The sequence below is a fragment of the Algoriphagus hitonicola genome (genome assembly GCF_900113375.1).
Taxonomy (GTDB): domain Bacteria; phylum Bacteroidota; class Bacteroidia; order Cytophagales; family Cyclobacteriaceae; genus Algoriphagus; species Algoriphagus hitonicola.
On record NZ_FOPC01000010.1, the window covers coordinates 42,165 to 63,564 of the forward strand.

The 21,400-nt window shown below is 42.4% G+C and carries 16 protein-coding genes; 9 read left to right on the top strand and 7 right to left on the bottom strand.

The window, feature by feature from the left end:
* Positions 1–20: 20 nt before the first annotated feature.
* From BM043_RS13785 to BM043_RS13815, 7 genes are all read left to right on the top strand, one after another.
* A complete protein-coding gene (locus BM043_RS13785) occupies positions 21–752 on the top strand; it encodes a LytR/AlgR family response regulator transcription factor (RefSeq protein WP_092792619.1) in 732 nt (243 codons plus the stop codon).
* Positions 745–3,738, top strand: coding sequence for a sensor histidine kinase (locus BM043_RS13790; protein ID WP_092792620.1), 2,994 nt, complete (start codon positions 745–747; stop codon positions 3,736–3,738). Before BM043_RS13785 ends, BM043_RS13790 begins: the two co-directional genes overlap by 8 nt.
* Positions 3,696–4,766: a hypothetical protein gene (locus BM043_RS19530; protein WP_177188482.1), complete on the top strand. Its 1,071-nt coding sequence runs from the start codon at positions 3,696–3,698 to the stop codon at positions 4,764–4,766. Before BM043_RS13790 ends, BM043_RS19530 begins: the two co-directional genes overlap by 43 nt.
* Entirely contained in the window at positions 4,759–5,154 is a 396-nt protein-coding gene (locus tag BM043_RS13800) for a hypothetical protein (RefSeq protein WP_092792624.1), read from the top strand. The genes BM043_RS19530 and BM043_RS13800 overlap by 8 nt, the downstream gene beginning before the upstream one ends.
* Before the next feature lie 17 nt (positions 5,155–5,171).
* Positions 5,172–5,600 carry a hypothetical protein gene (locus BM043_RS13805; protein WP_092792626.1) on the top strand — a complete coding sequence of 143 codons (429 nt, stop codon included), beginning with the start codon at positions 5,172–5,174 and terminating at the stop codon, positions 5,598–5,600.
* A 34-nt stretch (positions 5,601–5,634) separates the two neighbouring features.
* Complete coding sequence (locus BM043_RS13810; protein WP_177188483.1) at positions 5,635–5,886, top strand: hypothetical protein; 252 nt, start codon at positions 5,635–5,637, stop codon at positions 5,884–5,886.
* Between the two features lie 89 nt (positions 5,887–5,975).
* Positions 5,976–6,383, top strand: coding sequence for a hypothetical protein (locus tag BM043_RS13815; RefSeq protein ID WP_092792628.1), 408 nt, complete (start codon positions 5,976–5,978; stop codon positions 6,381–6,383).
* Positions 6,384–6,648: 265 nt separating this feature from the next.
* Here BM043_RS13815 and BM043_RS13820 read toward each other — a convergent pair whose 3' ends face one another.
* The 4 genes from BM043_RS13820 to BM043_RS13835 form a co-directional block, all read right to left on the bottom strand.
* The gene (locus tag BM043_RS13820) at positions 6,649–7,902 is read right to left on the bottom strand and encodes a M14 family metallopeptidase (protein WP_092792630.1); all 1,254 of its coding nucleotides are present in this window, start codon (positions 7,900–7,902) and stop codon (positions 6,649–6,651) included.
* A gap of 117 nt (positions 7,903–8,019) precedes the next feature.
* Positions 8,020–8,718, bottom strand: a complete 699-nt coding sequence (locus BM043_RS13825) for a hypothetical protein (protein ID WP_092792633.1) — start codon at positions 8,716–8,718, stop codon at positions 8,020–8,022.
* A 293-nt stretch (positions 8,719–9,011) separates the two neighbouring features.
* The gene (locus tag BM043_RS13830) at positions 9,012–10,355 is read right to left on the bottom strand and encodes a Gfo/Idh/MocA family protein (RefSeq protein WP_092792635.1); all 1,344 of its coding nucleotides are present in this window, start codon (positions 10,353–10,355) and stop codon (positions 9,012–9,014) included.
* A gap of 98 nt (positions 10,356–10,453) precedes the next feature.
* Complete coding sequence (locus BM043_RS13835) at positions 10,454–11,221, bottom strand: 3-keto-disaccharide hydrolase (RefSeq protein WP_377900691.1); 768 nt, start codon at positions 11,219–11,221, stop codon at positions 10,454–10,456.
* 129 nt (positions 11,222–11,350) lie between these two features.
* Here BM043_RS13835 and BM043_RS13840 point away from each other — a divergent pair, with 129 nt between their 5' ends.
* Positions 11,351–13,888 (top strand): M14 metallopeptidase family protein, encoded by a 2,538-nt coding sequence (locus tag BM043_RS13840; protein ID WP_092792636.1) that lies wholly within the window; start codon positions 11,351–11,353, stop codon positions 13,886–13,888.
* A gap of 61 nt (positions 13,889–13,949) precedes the next feature.
* Here the strand turns inward: BM043_RS13840 and BM043_RS13845 are convergent, their stop codons facing one another.
* Positions 13,950–14,417, bottom strand: a complete 468-nt coding sequence (locus tag BM043_RS13845) for a SixA phosphatase family protein (RefSeq protein WP_092792638.1) — start codon at positions 14,415–14,417, stop codon at positions 13,950–13,952.
* Positions 14,418–14,572: 155 nt separating this feature from the next.
* On the opposite strand from BM043_RS13845, the gene topA reads away from it, so the two are divergent.
* The gene (gene topA / locus BM043_RS13850) at positions 14,573–16,897 is read left to right on the top strand and encodes a type I DNA topoisomerase (protein ID WP_092792640.1); all 2,325 of its coding nucleotides are present in this window, start codon (positions 14,573–14,575) and stop codon (positions 16,895–16,897) included.
* Positions 16,898–16,968: 71 nt separating this feature from the next.
* Here topA and BM043_RS13855 read toward each other — a convergent pair whose 3' ends face one another.
* The gene (locus tag BM043_RS13855; protein WP_092792641.1) at positions 16,969–18,312 is read right to left on the bottom strand and encodes a RagB/SusD family nutrient uptake outer membrane protein; all 1,344 of its coding nucleotides are present in this window, start codon (positions 18,310–18,312) and stop codon (positions 16,969–16,971) included.
* A 12-nt stretch (positions 18,313–18,324) separates the two neighbouring features.
* Positions 18,325–21,369 (bottom strand): SusC/RagA family TonB-linked outer membrane protein, encoded by a 3,045-nt coding sequence (locus tag BM043_RS13860; RefSeq protein WP_092792643.1) that lies wholly within the window; start codon positions 21,367–21,369, stop codon positions 18,325–18,327.
* Positions 21,370–21,400 lie beyond the last annotated feature (31 nt).

Below are 21,400 nucleotides of genomic sequence, written 5' to 3' on the forward strand. Positions count from 1 at the left end.
ATAATTTTTGAGGACTAGATATGATCAAGACTATTTTAGTGGATGATGAGCGTCATGCACTTGAATCTTTAAAATTACTTTTGAATAAACTATTCCCGGAAAAGTTTGAATTTCAAGCGCTTTGCCTGTCGGTAGACCAGGCGATACCAGCTATTGAAAAACATCAACCTGATTTGGTTTTTTTGGACATCCAAATGCCCCAAAAAAATGGGTTTGCACTTCTGGAGGTCATGCCAAACCGTGAATTTGACGTGATTTTCACTACGGCATACAGAGATCATGCTATCCACGCAATTAAGAATACCGCATTTGATTATTTGCTCAAGCCGATAGACTCCCTTGAACTTCAAAAAACCATTATTCGCTACCTCGATAGCAAAAAGTCAGATCCTATCCAACCCTTGCTAGAAACCCTCTCTCAACAACTTGACGGCTTGGGGATAATCGCTTTTTCGACTTCAGATGGAATGGAATTCTTGAAGTTAGATGAGATCATATACCTTGAAGCAGACCGAAACTACACCACGATCTTTCTCGAAAACAATCGCAAACTGCTTATTTCAAAAGCACTCGGTCAGATTGAAACGAAACTCCCCGAAAGTCGATTTATCCGCATTCATCAATCTTATTCGGTGAATGTGACCAAAATTCTACGCTACGACAAAGCTCAGAATTTCCTGATCATGAAGACGGGAGAAAAACTCTCTGTTGCAATTCGAAAAAATTCCACATTGACCAAGCGCTTTGCTTAGTAACTTGATCCGGCTGACTCTAATCCTACTTTTTTTTGGCTTTGGGAAAGTCTTGGGTCAGCAATTGCCTTCCGAAAACTACACGACCGCCGATGGCCTTCCCAACAATGCTATCCGTGCGCTTCATTTGGATAGCCGTGGCATCCTGTGGATCGGGACGGAAAATGGAATATCCAAACTGGAAAATGGTAGCTTTGAAAATTTCTTTGAACGTGATGGACTGGCATTCAATAGCTGCTGGGCGATCGCAGAGGATAAAAATCATCACCTTTGGTTTGGGAGCTACGGAGGCGGAGTTACTTTTTTTGACGGGAAAAATTTTCAAAAAATCCAGATGAAAGACGGATTGGCCGATGATCGGATTCGTCGCTTTTACCCCTACGAAAATTACATGCTGGTAGGAACCGAAGATGGGGTGAGTATGATCGATATTGAATCATTTGAAATTACAACACTACCAGAAAGTACCAATAATACCGATTTGAATTACACCACTGGGTTTTGGAAAGCGGAGGGTAGATTATTTTACAGCACGTATCGAAGTGGTTCCTATGAAATCATTTGGAACGAAACTGATTCCCAAATCCAAAAAATCAACGATTGGTTGCCCATTTATGGGGTTTTTCAGGAAGGAGAAAAACTACTCTTGGCCGACAAAGGGAGTCTTAAAACGATCACCCAAAAAGATTTTGAATCGGGAAAATCTCCCACTCATTCTCAGTCCTCTTCCATTTTTTGGCAAAAAACCGAAGGGCTCAACGGGGAATCCTACCTATTGGCAGCGGGACTTTTCACCAAAGACGGGGGAATTTTCCAATGGAAAGAGGGGAAATTGATTTCACTTAATGAGCGCTTCAATATCGATTCCAAATTTATCCAGGCCGCTGCGCTCGATGCCGAAAAAGGTCTCCTCTATCTGGGTTCGCAAGACAAAGGAATCTATCAGGTTCGTGTGGACGAAAATCTGATCTATGAGCGGTTTGGGGACAAAGAAGTGAAGGATATTTCGGGAAGAAAAGGACTCCTGGGCCTGCTTCATTCCCAAGGCCTGGAAATCAGAGATTCTGCCAATTCGGAAGTTTTTCAAGTAGACAGAACAGCTTTTAAGACGGTACAGGATAATTATTACCGTCAAAATCCCGAAAAAATCCCCGATCAAATGGATGGTTTTTTCGAGCTCGATCCTACCATTCTTGCGGAAGATCTCGAATTTTATGAGCTTCACTTCAGAGATTCCTTTTTCTGGATCAACAATAATCTGGGCGTTTTCAAACTCAGTGAAAAAGGAGAAATCCTCACCTATCTTCCGATACACTGCTTTAGTATGGGTTTTACTCCGGATGGGAAACTGATGGAAACGAATCCTTATGCCGGAGTCAGAATTTATGATGATCCCGATCAGTTTTCCTTCACCTATTTTCATCCCGATGAGGAAAACACCCCCTTACAGATCGCCAAAGTCGTTTCAGACGAAAAGAATACCTACCTCGCGTCCGTTTTTCATGGCTTTTATCAATGGGACGGAGAGCGATTCATATCCTATTTGAAGGAGGGTATTTGGGAGGAACAAAAATTCAAGTCCCTTCATCGACTGGCAAGTGGGCATTTGTTGGTGGGAACGGAGTTTGGAGATCTCTTTGAAATTACCCCCTATCCCAATTTTAAAATCATCAATCACTGGGAAAATGAAGCCTTACAAGGCACATCCATCCTACGAATAGAGTCCTACGAGAAAGCCATAATCGTAGTCACCGAACGGGGAATTCATGTGTTGGAAGGAGATAAAAACAGTTTTTTTGATCAGGAACAGGGATTTTATCAAAAGCTATTTCTCAGCGCAAAGCGATTAGGTGATCAACTATACCTTGGAACTTCAAGGGGATTTTATCAAGTCAATCTTCCAGAGTTTGTTCAGAATCGTAGCCAAGAAATCCAATTGGGCATTACCGAAATCAAGGTCAATCACGATAAACTCTCCTCCAAAGAATACGATTGGTTTGTCTTTCAGCCCAAAAACTTAGCGTTGGAATCAGATCAAAATACACTCTTTATCCGATTCAAACCTACTGGAAACCTGAATACGGAAAAATTACGATTCCGCTACAGATTGAAATCCACAGCTGACTGGACGGAATTTTTTAATGATCCGGTGATTGAACTTCCTTACTTGCCCTGGGGGAATTATGAGCTTGAGGTAGAAGTCTGGAATTATCAGCTTGGTAACATGTCCAGGATTCCGCTTATCAATTTCAAAATCGAGCGTCCGATCTATCTCAAAATCTGGTTTATCCTGATTCTGATTTTGATCTGCACCGGGCTTTTCTTTGGGGTTTATAAAATTCGAAAGAAACAATTTGAAGCCAAAACCAAACTCAATCAGCGACTGGCAGAGATCAAGCTGGAGGCTTTGCGCTCGCAGATGAATCCGCATTTTACTTTTAATGCCATCAACAGCATTCAATATTTCATTCTAAAAAACGACACCGATCAGGCCTTGACTTACCTCGGCAAATTCAGTTCTCTTATCCGCTGTACTCTGGATCAAAGTTCCCAAACAGAAATCACCCTCACCGAAGAAATCGATTACCTCTCTCGCTACATTGAAGTGGAAAATATACGAATGGACGAGCGCGTGGATTGGGAGATCATCAACATGGCGAAAGGGGAAAGCGAGGAAATCAAACTCTCTCCCATGCTGATTCAGCCTTTGGTCGAGAATGTCTTCGTACATGCCTTCACCCCCGAGCATCCCAAGCCTAAATTGACTGTTCGCTTTGAACTCACTGCCCCAAATCAACTTTTATGCACCGTCGAGGACAATGGGGTCGGTTTTTCAAATCAGCTCAATTCCCAACATGAATCTAAGGGAACCCTCCTAATTCGAGAAAAACTAATGCTACTTCCCGGCTACTCCGAAGAAAGTTTGGTTATCCAAACCGGAGAATGGGGGACAAAAGTCAGCATCCGAATTTACGTTTATCAGTAAAAAGGGGGCGGATGTACATTGGAATGGGGTGGTGGGGAGTTTTTAATATAAAAGTTACGATAACTTTCTTAATTATATTATTATTAGAGTATGTTAAAATGGAAAAGATATTTAAAAACATTATATCCTTTGGGGCTTACAACAGAGTTGTTAATGCAAATTCAGATTATCAAAGAAATCTAGAAAAATTAAAAGTTGAATTTTCATTTCATGAGAAAAGAAGGGAAGAAACAAATAAAGAGATAAGAAAACTAATAAATCTAAAAAAAAGGTCAGTCAAAAAAATTAGAAAAATTAAAAAAATAACGTCTCTGCTAACAATTAAGCAGAGAACTATAGTGCAAAATTATTTATCTGATAAAGGCATAAACCTAACTAAAATCGAAATTGATATATCAATAAACGAAGCTGCTTTTAATTTAGGAAAAGGTTCATTTTTAGGAATTTCCACAGGAACAACTTTAGCATCTGGAACATGGGCTCTTGCGGGTTATTTTGGAACTGCATCTACAGGCACCGCCATTTCTACTCTTTCTGGAGCAGCAGCGACTAATGCAACTCTCGCTTGGTTCGGTGGGGGGTCATTAGCTACAGGCGGCGCAGGTATTGCAGGTGGAACAATGGTATTAGGTGGTATTGTAATTCTTCCCATAATTGGCGTTTCTGCTTTAGTTCAGCATCGAAATGCAAATAAGAAAATCAAGATGATAAGAGAAGAGAATCTAAAAATAACAAATCACTTATCTGAAATAAAAAAGAATTTATTAAGTTTTGAACTGATTGACAAAAGAATTGAAGAAATTTCAATAAGTATTAATAAAGGTTTAGAGGTTTTTGAAAATTCTTTCGAGCAAACTTATCGAGAAATTTTCAGATTTGGAATTCTAAGTAAAATTATAAAATGGTTTAAATTCAAACTATTTAAAAATCCTTATTCACAAGATGAATTAAAAAAAATTGCTTTGCTTGGAGAACAAACTAGATATATTTTAAAAATTATTGACACAAAATTATTAGAAAATGAATAATCAAATATCAAAAGTATTGACATTACTTCCTAAAAATATAAACCCTCTTGAGGCTTTGGAAGGTATAAAACGAATTCATGAGATGCAATTAGAAATCAAACAGCTTGACAACCAAAGTAAAGATCTAGAAATAAAGGAAAAAGTTTTGATGGAAGAATTGCAACAAAAATACAAGCTTCTTCATAAGCTATTTGATAAAGTTTTTTCAGAGAGAACAAGTGTAATAAACAAAAACTTTGAGATAATTGACGAGGGGCTTAAAAGAAATGATAAAGATATAATTCTTTCAGGGTTAACTAATCTTTCTAATGTTATTAGCGCAAGTCCATTTTCTAATATCGCTGAACTGACAGAATTAATCAAAACAGGAAAAACTATTGAGCTATAGTTAAACTATTAAAACTTATGAACCCCTCCCGCCCCTACTCCCGCCTGGAAATCGACAAGGTCTTTAACAAGGTAAAAGCAGAAATGCATGCTGAAGCGCTACAACGTGGCAATGGTAAGGCTATCTATCAGGACTGCTATACCGGCAAAACACTTTATGGGGGTGATCCCTACGACTATGAACATATCTACGGTTCGGAATGGGTGCATACCACCTATAAGCACCTTCTCAGCGATGCACAAATCGCCCAAGTGGTCAATTGTCCGGAGAATGTCGGAGTGACGACAAGAGTCATTAATCAGTCCAAGGGTAAACATAATCCTGAAAGTTGGTTTGCTCAGCCTCATCACATTGAAAATAATGACATCGATCTCAACCTAGCCTTATCGAATATCCGAAAAGCCAAAACAGCTATTGAAAAAATGGTCGCCAAACTAGCTAAATAAATGCCAACCTCAGATATAAATAACTAATCAAAGCATGCCCACCTTCTACTGTGAATATTGCGGAACTACCTATCCGTCCGTTGCCAATCTGACCAGCATGCCCTGCTATCGCCATCCTGACGGAGCAAACAAGGGCAAACATAAACTCTATGAAGGAAGCGAAAAATCCAGGTACACTTGCAAATACTGCGGCACCACAAACAATACCATCGCCAACCTAACCTCGATCACCTGCCCCCAGCATCCCAAAGGAAATCAAAAGGGATACCACGCGCCTGCTTTGTAGAACAAAAAACTACCGGGATTTTGATTTATCAAGCTGGTTTTTCTTCCTTAGCGAGAATTAAAACCAGGTTTTTTTGTTGTATTGGTACTATGACACTCCAATTTACCGAATCCGATATCAACACCTTGATCCGTTCTTTTTCCAAGAAAAACGTCAGGATATTTTTGATCGGTTCAAATTCATTTGAGCTAAAAGTTTCTCGACTTTTATCGGCAAATTGTAAAATCGATCGATTTTCTGAACGCTCAATTTCCTTGAGTTACAACGCCAATTTTTTCGTAAACCAATTGATTAAGTTCTTTGGAAAAATAGAAAAAGAAGGAATCATCTGGGACAAGAAACACGCAAAAATCCACCTGGATTTGATTCAACTTTTACAGGAAAATCGATCAGAATTCCCCCTTGATCTAGCTATTAAAAATATCAGTATTGATGAGGAGAAATTAAAACTAGACCTGAATCTGAAAGCCTCAGTATCAGGTGAAGAAGAAAACTAATTCGTTCCAACTCCCTAAGACCCTTCCTTTCAGTAGATTTAGAAGCGCTTATTTTACCAGTTTTTGAAAAAATGAATTTTAAAGTATCCTGATTTTCTCAACGGATATTCATCAAAAAGCCACACTTATTCAACAGTTCATGAAATCACTTTTCATTTCCCTACATTAGATTATCAGTTAAGCAAAAGCTTGGCTTTATTAAACTTTTTCAATAACCGATCTTTCTTCAGGGGTGATAGAATGATCGGTTTTTTTTGACCCCACCTTACCTCCGATTCAGCATCCGCATCAACTCCCGTGCGGTCGCTTCCCCTTTTTGACGAATTCGGTTTCTGGGTGTATTGTCCCCTACTTCATAGGTCATGGCCTCAGCCCCATGGACAAAAAAGAAATAGGAACTTGACGTGACTCCCCGTTCCATACCCTCAGAAGGTCGGATATTGGGCTCATAGCCGGGGATTTTCCGAGAAGAACGTCGGATCAATTTTGGAATTAAACCCGGGTGATTTCCCTCCAAATCCTCATTGATGGTATAGAAAATATCTTCCCAAGTGGCATGAAAATCTGCTGCAAACACAAATTTTCCGCTCGTTTCCCTCACCTTTTCCTCCATAAAATTCGCCAAAGCTTTGGGTTCGGGTTGATTGAAATTAATCCAATCCCGGTTGGTGTCCACCCCTCCTACATTATGCCGCCAATGGCCACGAGCCACTCCATCTGGATTCATCATGGGCATCACATAAAGATTGTATTTGCTTCGGAATTTCTCAGCCATTTCACTGTCTTCGCAGATCGTTTCCACAAAACTCTTCAAAGCCAAAAATCCGGGGATCTCCGGTGGATGCTGCAAAGAAATCGCCATAAGCATTTTTTGGTCATCCGCATTTCCAATTTTCAATACTTCCAAGGGTCGCCCTTCCTTACTCGATCCAATATTGATAGACTCCACAAAATCATGTTCTAAAATCTCATCTTTCCAGCGATCGACATAGCCCGTTCCCGCAAAATCCTGTGCTGAAATCCAAAGCGTGTCCGGGCTCACCCAAACTTTTGCCTCGGCAAATTCGATTCGCTCAGTCCCATCTTCCATGAGTTTGGGATGGGGATGAAAAGCCGCAGAATCCAGTTTTTTATAAAAAAGACCACGCTTATTGATCTTGGGATAGTATCGATGAAAACCCGTGGTCGGATAAGTCAATCGAATCCACATGGGTTTTTCCTCTTCCGACCAAACCTTAAAAGCATACCAGGGACTGGAGTTGATGGGTTGGTTTTCGGGTAGAATCTGAACTTCAACTAAGGTATCATTGATCCGTCGGGCATCGTTTAATCGACCGCCTTCCATTTTATTGGAAAGAAAAAGGCCATCTCCAAGGTCGAAATCCTGATAAGGCTGATTTTCGATAAGTTGATCCTCCGTCGGAACCACCTCAATGGGACCTTGACCAGTCCATTGTTGAGGAGACTTGCAGGACAGAATAAGGAAAATGAGTAAGGTTGGGGCTAAGTACTTCATCATGGAATTTACAAAAAATATAGGAAGGGGTCAAAAACCGCCTCCATTCGGAGCAAGCTGTAGTTTAAAAAAAAATACCAGAAATAACTCCGGCATTTTTAAATGAGTATTCAAGGTCATTTACCAGGTGTAGCGAACAGACAAACTTCCATCGATGAAATTTCCGCGATAGTGCTGAAAATAGATATAAGGAATCAAATCCAGCCCGATGGTCACCGGTGCATCGTTGAATTTGTATTCCAATCCGCCGATTCCCACTAAACCTATGGCTGCGAAAGATCGGCCATCCCAATATGCAGGACATTTGGGATTTCCGGGATCATTACAAGGCCCGCCATAACCGGCGTAGTAATTTCGCCCGTCAAAAAAGCCCAGTCTCGCACCAAATCCATATACCCAGCTAAGTTCGGCTACTTCCAAAGCTCCCGGCTTATGCCATTCGTAAATCCCTGTCAAGGAAGTTCCTCTCCATCGACTGGCTCCCAAAATCACCTCGATAGCAGCCCTGCTATTCACAAAATGCTTAAAGGTCACTCCTGAGGTATAACCACCCCGTACCCCGATGGCTGTTCGATACCCAGATGGACCTGCAGGTAAATCAAAGCGATCTTCTTCATTACTGACAGAATGATCATATCCAAAACGAATATTTTTTTCAGCAAAGGCAGAAGGCTGCCAGGATGTTAAATCATTAACTTTGACCTTTCCCGAAGAATATTGACAATCACAACTTTCATTTTGGTCTGAGGATATATTTTGAGCGGTGTTTTCCCCAATAAACAGAAAAAGCATAGCACAACTGAGAAGTAATTTTTTCATAATGTGGATCGTTTAAATGATTAATTATATTTGGATAAATCCAAAATAGATCTATCCCAATCATTCTTAATGCAAGTAATATACCGTTTTTTAAAAGGATCTTCTGATTCTTATTTTTTGAGGTTGTTATAAAATCCATTCTTTCTTTCCTTTTTATTAAAAAAGCCCTCCGAATAAAATCAGAGGGCTGCTTACTAATAAATCGAAATTATGTAATGGATAATGAGATTGCTTTGTCGAATCAAAGATTCGCTCAGAAACTCATGTTCCTTTTACTGCTCCTTGCAATGATGCTAAACCATTGGGACTTGCCAGCCATTGTGGTAGTTGGCTTTCATCAAATCATTGGCTTCCGAATCGGTAAACTGGTTTTTTCCGGCATCCCAATAGACTTTTTTTCCGGTTTTGTATGCGATATTTCCCATTTGGGCGTTTATAGCAGCGACAGAGCCAGTCTGAATTGCACACTTCAGTTTGCTGACATCATTGGCTTGAACAGCCTCCACAAAATTCACCGCATGTAAATCCAAGGCACTTGGTCCCTCCGGGCGGGTATGAGGAACTTCGGCTATTTTAGGTTTACGCTCTCCCTCGACCATTTCGGTTTCTGGGATGACTTTCCATCCTCCACGGTTCACTACGAGGGTGGCATTGTTTCCAATAAAGGCAATCCCTTCCGTAGAGCCATAATTTCCCCCATCTATACCGGTCGCATGCTCCCAAAGCATATTAAACCCATCGTATTCATAAACGGTCTGCAAGGTATCCGGCGTCTCTGAAGCATCGTCAGGATAGGCAAATTTTCCACCGGAAGCCATCACGGATTTAGGCGCACTCACTCCCATCGCATACAGTGCGATGTCAATCTCATGCACACCCCAATCCGTCATCAATCCACCCGCATAGTCCCAAAACCAGCGAAAGTTGAAATGGAAGCGATTGGGGTTAAACTCCCGCTTCGGTGCCGGCCCCAGCCACATATCGTAATCCACTCCAGCTGGCGCAGGACCATTGGGTAAAACCGGCACTGGCTTCATCCAACCTTGATATGCCCAGCATTTCACCAGGCGGATTTGACCGAGTTTACCGGACTTTACATAATTAATGGCTTCATCGTATTGCGAACCTGAACGCTGCCACTGCCCTACCTGAACGATTTTTCCGTATCGCTCCTGAGCCTTGACCATGATTTGGCATTCCTCGATGGTATTGGCAATGGGTTTTTCGACATAAACGTGCTTGCCCGCGGAGACCGCATCGACCATATTCAGACAATGCCAATGATCTGGCGTGCCTATGATGACTACATCAATGTTTGGATCTTCGAGCATTTTGCGATAGTCGGTGTATTGCTTTGGCCTTTTTCCTCGCTGTTTAAACACATCTTCCGTTCGCTGATCCAAAACAGACTGGTCCACGTCTGCCAGCGCGACACAGTTAACGTTGGGCATCTTGAGATGGGCATTCATATTGGACCAGCCCATCCCTTTGCAGCCAATCAGACCATAGTTCAGCTGATCGGAGGGTTTGATTTTTCGGGTAAATGTGCCAAAGTCTGCGGCGGTCATGATGCTGGGCATGCTTAAGCCTGCTCCGAGAAGCATGGTATTTTGTATAAATTTTCTTCGAGAAGACATAATGGTTATTGGGTTAATGGTTATAAAATATAAGTAGGCAGTGACAGTATTCAGTTTGCAGATTTGGTGCTTATTGAAAACCGATTCCTGTCAACTTATTATAGCGGTCTGACCCAGATATTTCTAAATCTGACCGGGTTGCCATGATCCTGCAATTTGATCGGCAATTCTTCTGCATGTTCCTTATAGTTGGGAATACCGATGTATTCGGTTGGTCCGCGAAGGATCACATTATTCTGGACTACCACTCCATTGATTAATACGGTAACCGTAGCCGGTGAGGCAAGCACACCGTTTTTATCAAATCGAGGCGCTTTGAAGATAATGTCGTAATAATTCCACTCTCCAGGTGCTCGAAGGGGATTGACCAAAGGAGGATATTGCTTATAAATAGAACCAGCTTGACCATTGGTATAGGTTTTACTCTCGTAGCTATCGAGAATCTGTACTTCATACAAACCCATGAGAAAAAAACCGGAATTGCCTCGACCCTGTCCTTCTCCCTTGATTTCGGTAGGTGCAGACCACTCGACATGATATTGGGCATCGCCAAAGGACATTTTAGACTGAAGATCACCTTTTCCAGCCGTCACGACCAACTCTCCGTTTTCAATGTTCCATTCTGCCGGACTTGAGCCGTCTTTTGCAGAAACAAAATTATTCAAACTGCTGCCGTCAAATAACACGATCGCATCAGATGGAGCTTGATGATTCTGAGCTCCAGGAGTGATTTTGGGAGGTACAGGGGTGTAAAATTCGGTAGCCTCAGGTGGCAAAGGCGGAGGAGTCTTCTCCTGAGCATGGGCAAAAGATCCCAGCATCACTAGTGCACTAAGGGTTAAAATGGGTTTTAATGTCATTTTCATAGCAAAGATTATTAGGAATGAGAATTTAATGCAATAAATTAAACCCAAAAGTCCTCAATCAAAAAACCATTGATGGATTTTTAATTGTATAAGGTTTCATCTTTCCTAAATTTCAGAAAATTTCACCCTATGAAAAAACATTACTTCTTAACATTATTCACCTGGTTTACTGCATTTTCGGCATTCGCTCAGGTTGATTATTTTTTCCCAGGCGAAACCTTTGACCCGGCAATTCCCTCACCCGAGGAATTTTTGGGCTATCCTGTTGGCGATTGGCACACCCGCTACGATTTGATTGTCAAGTATTATGAAAAACTAGATGAAGTTTCTGATTTGGCAAAGTTGCAAACCATAGGATACACCCATGAGCATCGGCCAAAAATTATTTTGACCATTGCCTCCGGCCAAAATATCGAAGACCTTGAAACAATCCGACAGCGACAAGTTCAGCTCGCGGATCCTTCCCAGCCCAAACCTGATGTCAGCCAAATGCCGGCTATCGTCCAATTAGGCTATGGAGTTCACGGAAACGAACCCTCCTCAGCGGAGGCCGCTTTGCTAACTGCGTATTGGCTGCTCGCCTCTCAGTCAGAATTGGCGCAAAATCTCCGAGCAGAAGCTGTGGTCCACTTTGATCCCACACTCAATCCCGATGGACGCGATCGACACAGTTTATGGGCAAATTCAAACAAAGGCTTCCCTCCTGTCGCTGATCCTCTCGATCGGGAGCATAATGAAGCCTGGCCAGGCGGCAGAACCAATCATTACTGGTTTGATTTGAATCGCGACTGGCTTCCTTTGGCACATCCGGAATCTCAAGTGAAAGTAGAGTGGTATCATCAATGGTACCCCAATGTGACTACAGATTTTCATGAAATGGGAACAAATAGTACCTATTTCTTCGAACCTACCAAGCCCTATGGCTCAGAGAATCCTGTCGTTCCGAGAAAAAATTACGATGAAATCAATCCCCTTTTCGCCAGCTATTTCGCCAAATACATGGATGAAATCGGCAGTCTGTATTGGACCAAAGAAGTCTTTGACAACAGTTATCCTGGCTATGGTTCGACCTATCCGGATATTCATGGCGGTCTAGGATTGGTATTTGAAACTGCGAGTAGCCGGGGTCATCTGCAAGCCAGTCAGCGGGGAGATATTTCTTTTGCTTTTACCATCAGAAACCACGTAGTTAATTCTATGGCCACGCTAGAAGCTTCACTGGATAATCGGGAATACATGCATGATTACCTCCGCGAATTTTTCGAAACTGCCGTAGCTGAAGGTGCGAAAGACCCGGCTAAAAACTACGTGTTCGGAGACGAATTTGATCAAGGAAGAAATCGGCTTTTTCTTCAATTTCTAATCGATCACCAAATCAAAGTCTATGAAAATTCGGAGGATTTGAATCTGAATGGTCAGGAATTCAAAAAGGAATCTTCTTGGATAGTTCCCACCAATCAACCGCAATATCGAATGGTCCGGACGATGTTTGAATATGAAAAGGAATTTGCCGATTCGGTATTTTACGATGCCTCAGCCTGGACCATGGCAGCAGCTTACGGCATTCCGTTTGGAGCCTCTCCTTCCGCTGATCCGGGTAGCGAAATCACTGAAGTTAGCCTGCCTAAATTTGAATTTCCCAGCGAAAATGCCTATGCCTACTTGCTGGATTGGACGGATTATTTCGCCCCAAAAATGCTCCATGAAATGCAGGAAGCAGGAATTCATGTAGAAATGATCAATCGTCCATTTACCGCACAGACTCAAGAAGGAGCCGTCGAATTTTCTGCTGGAACCTTGATGATACCAATGGGCTTTCAAAAATTGGAAAAAGAAGAAATCCGAGAAAAACTCGCGGATCTCGCTGAATCAAATCATCAGCAAATTTATGGGGTGCAAACTGGACTAAACCTGAGCGGAATCGACTTGGGCTCCAATCTGGTAGGTGCGGTAGAAAAGCCAAAAGTTCTTATGCTCGTCGGTCCGGGAGTTTCTTCCTATGAAGCCGGAGAAATCTGGCATTTGATGGACACCAAAGTTGGGATGCCGATTACCAAAGTGAATTCTGATAATTTTGGAAGGGTTAACCTATTCGATTATACTACGCTGATTTTACCTTCAGGAAATTACAATTCCATTGAGGGGAATTCCCTGGAGCATCTCAAAGATTGGATCAACCGTGGCGGAACGGTCATTTCTTTTAAAACCGCAAGCCTTTGGCTGAATAGAAATGAAATTACTTCGGAGGAATTGATAGAGTCGGAAAACAAAGATCCACAGAGCTTGCCTTTTGCTGTTCGTCGGGATTTTGAAGGCGCCAAAGAACTCGGTGGTAGCATTTACATGGCGAAGTTGGATCTATCCCATCCAATCGCTTATGGTTACCATCAGGAAAATCTGCCAGTCTATCGAAACAATTCAATTTTTGTAAAACCAAGCAAAAACAAATACCTGACTCCGATTAAGTATTCCGAAAATCCCCATTTGGGTGGCTATGTTTCTGATGCCAATTTGGAATTGCTTAAGCAAAGTGCCGGAGTACTCATCTCACCAGTTGGTCAAGGTCGGGTGGTTCATTTCTTTGATAGTCCAAATTTCAGGGGAACCTGGTTCGGAACCAACAAACTGTTTTTAAATGCAGTCTTCTTCGGAGAGACGATGAACTAACAGCAAAACTTTCAGAACCTTTTAAGGGCAGCCCAACAGCTGCCTTTTTTTTATAAATAAACTAGGCGATGATCTCCAACAAGGTCCCTGACCCCCTACTGACCATTTTCCACATTCCAAAATCGAATTCAATGATTCCTAAATTCCCGGGTTGCAGATTGATATAGGAGCTTTCCGAAAGCAGAGATAACAGTAAACTGATCGTAGGATTGTGGCCGACGATCAAGCAGGATTCGACCGAATCGGGCAGAGATTCCAACAGTACAATTAACTGATTGAGATCCCCGGTATAGATTTTCTCAACCTCCTGACGGGCCTTGATTAAGACCACATTTCCAAAAATCTCCGCAGTCTCCAAAGTCCGAGTTGCTGGCGAACAAAACATAAAATCAATAGAATCTTGCGTTTTCAATACAGTTTTGGCCACTTTTAATACGGTTGATTTTCCTCTTAGAGTCAATCTCCGTTTAAAATCCGTATCTTCCCCAAAACCTGCCTCTCCATGACGCAGGAGAAATAACTTCTTCATTTGTAGCTAATTTAATCCCCAACTTTATGCAAATAAAAGGCCAATAAGAGCTTCATCGAATCAATCCATTCGAGCATTTATTTGGAGGTGAAAACAATGCCCTCTATTTTTAGCTTTTCAAAACGAGCCCTAGGCTCATCAACTCTTGCCTTTTTATGTCAAAAAATCTTGTTATAGTCGAGTCACCCGCCAAAGCCAAAACCATCGAAGGATATTTGGGAAAGGATTTTAAAGTGACCTCCAGTTATGGTCACGTGAGAGACTTGCCTAAAGGTGATAAAGCCATTGATATTAAAAACCGGTTCAAACCGACCTACGAAGTCACTGCAGATAAAAAAGAAGTCATCAAAAACCTCAAAAATCTAGTCAAAGATGCCGAGATGATTTACCTGGCAAGTGATGATGACCGTGAGGGAGAAGCCATTTCTTGGCATCTCAAAGAGGTACTCAATCTAAAGGATGAAAATACCAAGCGGATTGTTTTCCGGGAAATCACCAAAAATGCCATAACCAAAGCCATCGAAAACCCGAGAGGAATCGATTATGATTTGGTGAATGCACAGCAGGCGAGACGGATTTTGGATCGCTTGGTGGGTTTTGAACTCTCTCCTGTTCTTTGGAAAAAAATCAAAACGGGACTTTCGGCAGGCCGTGTTCAGTCTGTGGCTGTTCGGTTGATCGTCGAGCGAGAGCGTGAAATCGAAGCCCACAAAGCAAAATCCTCTTTTAGAATCACCGCCCAATTTGAGGCAGACGGCAAGAGTTTTCAGGCAGAATTGCCCAAGAAATTTCCGACCAAAGAAGAGGCGGAAGCTTTTCTGAAAGAATGCCTAAGCGCTGAGTTTTCTGTCGGAAATCTGGAGAAAAAACCAGCCAAAAAATCTCCCGCACCGCCTTTTACCACTTCTACCCTTCAGCAGGAAGCCAGTAGAAAGCTCTACTTCTCAGTGGCGCAGACCATGTCTGTAGCCCAGAAACTCTACGAAGCCGGTAAAATCTCCTACATGCGTACCGACAGTGTCAACCTGTCTGAGGATGCGATGAAATCTGCCGAGGATGCAATCAAAAACGACTTTGGAAATCAATATCACAAAGCCAGAAAATACAGTACCAAATCTGAAAGCGCACAGGAAGCACACGAAGCCATCCGACCCACGGATTTTTCCAAATCAGAAGTCAGCGGTGACCGAAATGAACAGCGGCTTTACGAACTGATCTGGAAGCGGGCGATCGCCTCTCAGATGTCAGACGCAGAACTCGAAAAAACCAATGTAACAATCACCGTTTCCAATTCGGATCTGACCCTTAGCGCTCAGGGAGAAGTCATCAAATTTGACGGATTTTTGAAAGTCTATCTGGAAAGTACGGATGATGAAAACGAGGAAGAAGAAAGCAACAGCAAATCGCTGCTACCTCCGATGAAAATCGGACAGGAGCTGAAGCTTCTCGAAATGAAAGCCCGGGAATCATTTACCCGAGCAGCTCCGAGATATACGGAAGCTTCTCTGGTGAAAAAGCTCGAAGAACTCGGTATCGGACGCCCGTCTACCTATGCGCCGACGATTTCAACCATTCAAAAGCGGGAATATGTGATTAAGGAAAGCCGGGATGGCACACCGAGAAATTATCAGGAAATGATCATTTCGAAGGGTGAATTTTCCGAAAGCTCCAAAACCGAAATCACGGGTGCTGAAAAACAAAAGCTTTTCCCGACCAATATCGCGATGGTCGTCAATGATTTTCTTGTGGAGCATTTCCCCAATGTCATCGATGTGAATTTTACTGCACGGGTAGAAAAAGAGTTTGATGATATCGCAGCAGGTGGACAGGATTGGCAGGATATGATTGATGGATTTTATGGCAAATTTCATCACAGTGTCGAGGAGACGGAGCAAGTTTCCCGACAGGACGTGAATAGCAGCCGATATCTGGGTGATCACCCGGTCAGCGGAAAACCGGTAACTGCACGTTTGGGTCGATTTGGGCCACTTGTGCAAATCGGAGACAGTGAGGATGAGGAAAAGCAGTTTGCCAGCCTGAAAAAAGGCCAGTTTATCGAAAACATCAGCATGGAAGATGCACTTGAACTTTTCAAATTACCGAGAGACGTGGGGATGTTTGAAGATAAAAAAATGGTGGCAGCTATCGGAAGATTCGGTCCATACATTCGACATGATGGCAATTTCTTTTCTTTGCAAAAAGAGCAGGATCCACTGAGCATAAACGAAGAAGAAGCGATCCAACTCATCAAGGATAAGCGCGAAGCCGATGCTAAGAAACACATCAAGAGTTTTGATGAAAATCCTGAGATCCAAATCCTCAATGGAAGATGGGGTCCTTACATCAAGTTTGGCAAAAACAATTATAAAATTCCAAAAGATAAGGAAGCAGAGGAGCTGACCTACCAAGAAACAATAGAAATCATCGAAAATCAGCCAGAGCCTAAGAAAAAAGGTGGTCGATTTGCGAAGAAAAAGTAATTTCAACAAAATCAAATTCAAAAAAAAGACTGGCCAATTGACCAGTCTTTTTTGCTTTTTTATTCATTTTATTACAAAGTTTCATACCCTGGGTTTTGTTCTAAAGCTCCCTCTTCCGAAACCTGCAATTCGTTTCGTGGAATCGGGAAGACCTTTCTAAAGTCCGGCATATCCAACACCTCTTCCACCCGGTCAAACCGGACCAAATCAAAGAATCGGTGTCCTTCATAGTTTAATTCGATCCTTCTTTCCTGTAAGAGCACATCGATAAAATTATCCATACTGGCAACAGAAGTTATTTCTGACAACCCTGCACGCTCTCGAATCACATTTATATCCGAAAGGCCAGCTTGAGGATCATCGGATCGCATTGCAGCGGCCTCCGCTCGAATCAAATAAATTTCGGCCAATCTGAAGATTTTGGCATTATTGGAGTTGTTTCCGTCGGGGTACTTTAGCGTTCTGTTGGCATTTCTCGAAAAACCAAAAAAGGCTGCTCTTGCATCACCAGCTTCAATGGCATTCAAGAGGCTCTCATCCACATTATATTCATCTCTGCGAATCGCAAAGGTGTTGTATGCACTTTGATCCTGATCATTGAATTCCAAATCGAAAATACTCTCTTCGCTGGGATCCAGTGTATTGTACACATCAGAGAGGTCCGCAGCTAACGTAGCAGGTCCATTCTGAATGAGCTCATCGGCTGCAGCAAAGGCCCGTTCGTAATTTTTCTGATATAGGGCAACTCTTGCCTGTAGTCCCAAAGTGGCCCAATAATTCATTCTACCAGGATCATCTGTTCCTGTTAAAAGAGAAAGAGCCGTTTCGATATCATTATTGATCTGAAGGTAAGTATCGGAAACACTGCTTCTACTTAGATTGGGAATCAAATTGAAATCATTGTTTTCGACCGGCTCAAGTAGAAGCGGCATGCCGAATCTAGAGTCCAAGTCATAATGCTCCCCATAAACGCGCAACAAATCAAAATAGGCCATAGCCCTCAAGGCATGCGCTTCACCCAACACTTGGTTTTTATTTCCAAAATTTGCCTCATCCAAGCCGGGAACCTCTGTCACCAGAAGATTGGTAATATTGATAACTTGATAGATGTCTACCCAAGCTGAACTTACCCAAAGATTAGAAAAGGGCACAGCTTTCTGATCAATCTCCAACTGAGAATCAAAGAAACCCTGATAAATCGCATTATCAGCAATTAAATCATTGTTTAGGACATATTCTACCCCATAGTAAGCATCTGATCCCATCGAGGAGTAAGCTCCATTTAGGATCGCATTTGCCGATGCTCCGTCTGCCAAAGCAGTATTTGCATCCAAGGCAGTCTGAGGATCGGGTTCGAGGACGTTACAGGCCCCCATTACTAGAATTAGTGAGAAAAACGATAGTATCTTTTTCATAATCTTTCTGTATTAAAGGCCAATATTAAATCCGAAGTTGAAACTTTTAGTCTGCGGGAATGTCCCGAAATCAGAGCCTGCCACCTGTGGGTTTCGGGCATTTTGATTGACCTCAGGATCAAATCCGGTATATCCGGTGAAGGTCAGCAGATTTTGTCCTTGGACATAGACTCTGAGGCTGTTCAATCCGATTCTATCTAAAACTGGCTGAGTGAATGTATAGCCTAAGGATAGTGTTTTCAACCGCAAAAATGAACCGTCTTCCAACCATCTGGAAGAATATTCTCTCCAGTTGACATTAGTTAGCGAAGCTCTTGGGATATCGGTCACATCACCTGGCTCCATCCACCGCTCATCGGCTAATTTGTGATTGTTGCCATCAGGTAATGGGAATCCAGTACCAATTCTACTCCATCCTAAGTTTTCATAGGAAGCCCGGCTGTGATTGAAAATATCATTTCCGACGATAAACTGGAAAAACACTCCCAAATCAAATCCTCTGTAGCTGAAATTGTTATTCCAACCCCCGAAGAAATCAGGCTGGGCATTTCCGACAATTCTTCTATCTGCTGAATTAATGGCTCCATCTTCATTCAGATCCACCCAACGCATGTTTCCAGTTTCCGGATCTACTCCTTCCTGATCGATCAAAAAGAAAGTACCGATTGGTTCTCCTACTTTCAAGATGTGTGAATCATTTAAAATCTGATCATCTACTTCCAGCTCCAAGACTTTATTTCTCACCTGGGAAATATTAAAGGATGAATTCCACTGAAGTGGACCCGTAAGAATCGCTCCACCGACTGTGAATTCGAAGCCCCTGTTTTCAATTCTTCCTATATTTTCAATTACTGAAGAGAAACCTGAGATACCTGGAATAAGCCGGTTTAGTAGCAAATCATTGGTCGTTTTGATAAAATAATCCGCAGTCAAGGTAATTCTGTCCTCCAAAAAACCTACGTCCAAACCAATATCCAATTGGCTGGTGCTTTCCCAAGTTAAATTGCTGTTGCTAAGTTGAGTAGGAATCAACCCGGGAGTTTGTCTGTATGCAGTGACTCCAAAAAGTCCTCTTGAGGCGAAGTTTCCGATCCCATCTTGATTTCCGGTCAACCCATAACTTACTCGAGCTTTCAAGTCAGAAATCAAGTCCTGTCCTTGCATAAATTCCTCATCACCAATTCTCCAGGCAAAAGATCCTGAAGGGAAGAATCCGAAGCGGAAATTTTCTCCAAATCGAGAGCTTCCATCAGCTCTTCCAGTGAAGGTAAATAGGTATTTGTCCTTGAACCCGTAATTAATACGAGCATAATAAGATGCCAAGCCCCATTCTGTTCCTGAGGTAGATCCTGCCGTTACCCTAGAAGCGACACTTAGTTTTGTAAACTGATCAGAAGGAAATCCCTGTGCAGAGATCGAAGCAAAATTACGATTGGAGGCTTGATAAGAGAATCCCGCCAATCCGGTGAAATTATGATCTTCACCAAAAGTCTTGGTATAGGTCAGGTAATTTTCAGCCAGCCAGGTAAAATCCTGCGTAGACCCATAGGTACCAAATCCATTGAAGTTGCCATTCTGAGACTCTCTGGAAATGATCGGCGTGTAAGATTCATCGTCCAAACTAGTGTAATCAATGGATAAAGATGACCGCCACTTCAAATCGGGAGAAATCGTCGCTTCTGCAAAAACAGAACTTAGTCCTCGAACAGTCCGGGTATAGCGATAATAATTTTCCGCAATCAATACTGGATTATCCAGCATCCACCATCCAAAATAATTGAATGGATCTGCATAAGAACCATCTTCCTCTCGTACAGGCATCAGCGGATCTCCAGCGATACTGTTAATCACCACTCCGTAAAGTGAATTATCATTGATTGTTCTATTCTGGATTGTTCGGTTTAGGGTCATATTGGTACCCACTTTCAACCAGTCGTTGACCTCAGTATCCAAATTAATTCGGCCTGAGATCCGCTTAAATCCAGTTCCGATTTGGACTCCTTCCTGGTCAAAATAGGAAATGGAGGTGTAATATTGGGTTTTATCAGTTCCTCCGGAAGCAGCAATATCATAGCTTTGAATTGGCGCGCTTCTGAAAATCTCATCAAACCAGCGGGTGTTTTGAAGGTCGGGATCCTCGGGATCAAATCCCCAAACATCAGTGATATTATCATATCCATAATCTTCTCCTGCCCGGATATCCTGTCTGATCGCATCATTCATCAGCTCCAAAAACTCCTGGGAGCTATGCATCTCGATTTCATTGGTCACATTCTGAACGCCATAAAATCCGGAAATATCGATTTTCGCTTCGCCTGATTTACCCCGCTTTGTAGTGATCAAGACGACGCCATTGGCACCTCTCGAACCGTAAATCGCAGAGGCAGAAGCATCTTTTAGAATTTCGATGGATTCAATGTCATTAGGATTAATGTCCGCTAAGGAATTGGTAGACTGTCCTCCAGAAAATAATCCCGATAGGTCCTCAGAGATGATTGGGATTCCATCTATGACATATAAAGGTTGGCTGGAAGCCGAGAGCGAAGTATTTCCTCTGATCTGCATGGTGATTCCAGCACCGGGTGTACCAGAGGGAGAAGTGACAAAAACCCCGGCTGCTCTTCCCTGAAGTGCATTATCCAAGGAGGCCACAGGAAGTCTTGCAATATCTTCCCCACTCACAGAACCCACGGCTCCAGTTAAATCCCTTCGATTTTGACTACCATATCCCACGACCAAAACTTCACCCAGTTGCGTTTCATCGGTTGCTAGGCTTACGTCTATTTGGCTACGGTTTCCCACCAAAATCTCTTGTGCAGTATATCCTACAAATGAAAATACCAACACATCATCAGCACCGGCTTCGATGCTATACTTACCATCTACATCCGAGATGGTTCCTTGACCTTGTTTTCCTTTAAGGGTCACATTTACCCCAGGGAGTGGAAAATTATCCTCTTGGGCGATAATTGTACCCGAAATTGTACGCGTTTGAGCATGAATCAATCCAATGGACAGAAACATGATCGCGACAAATACCTGTAACGATTTCATCATATTGGTTTAGTTTAAGTATATAAAAACCTGA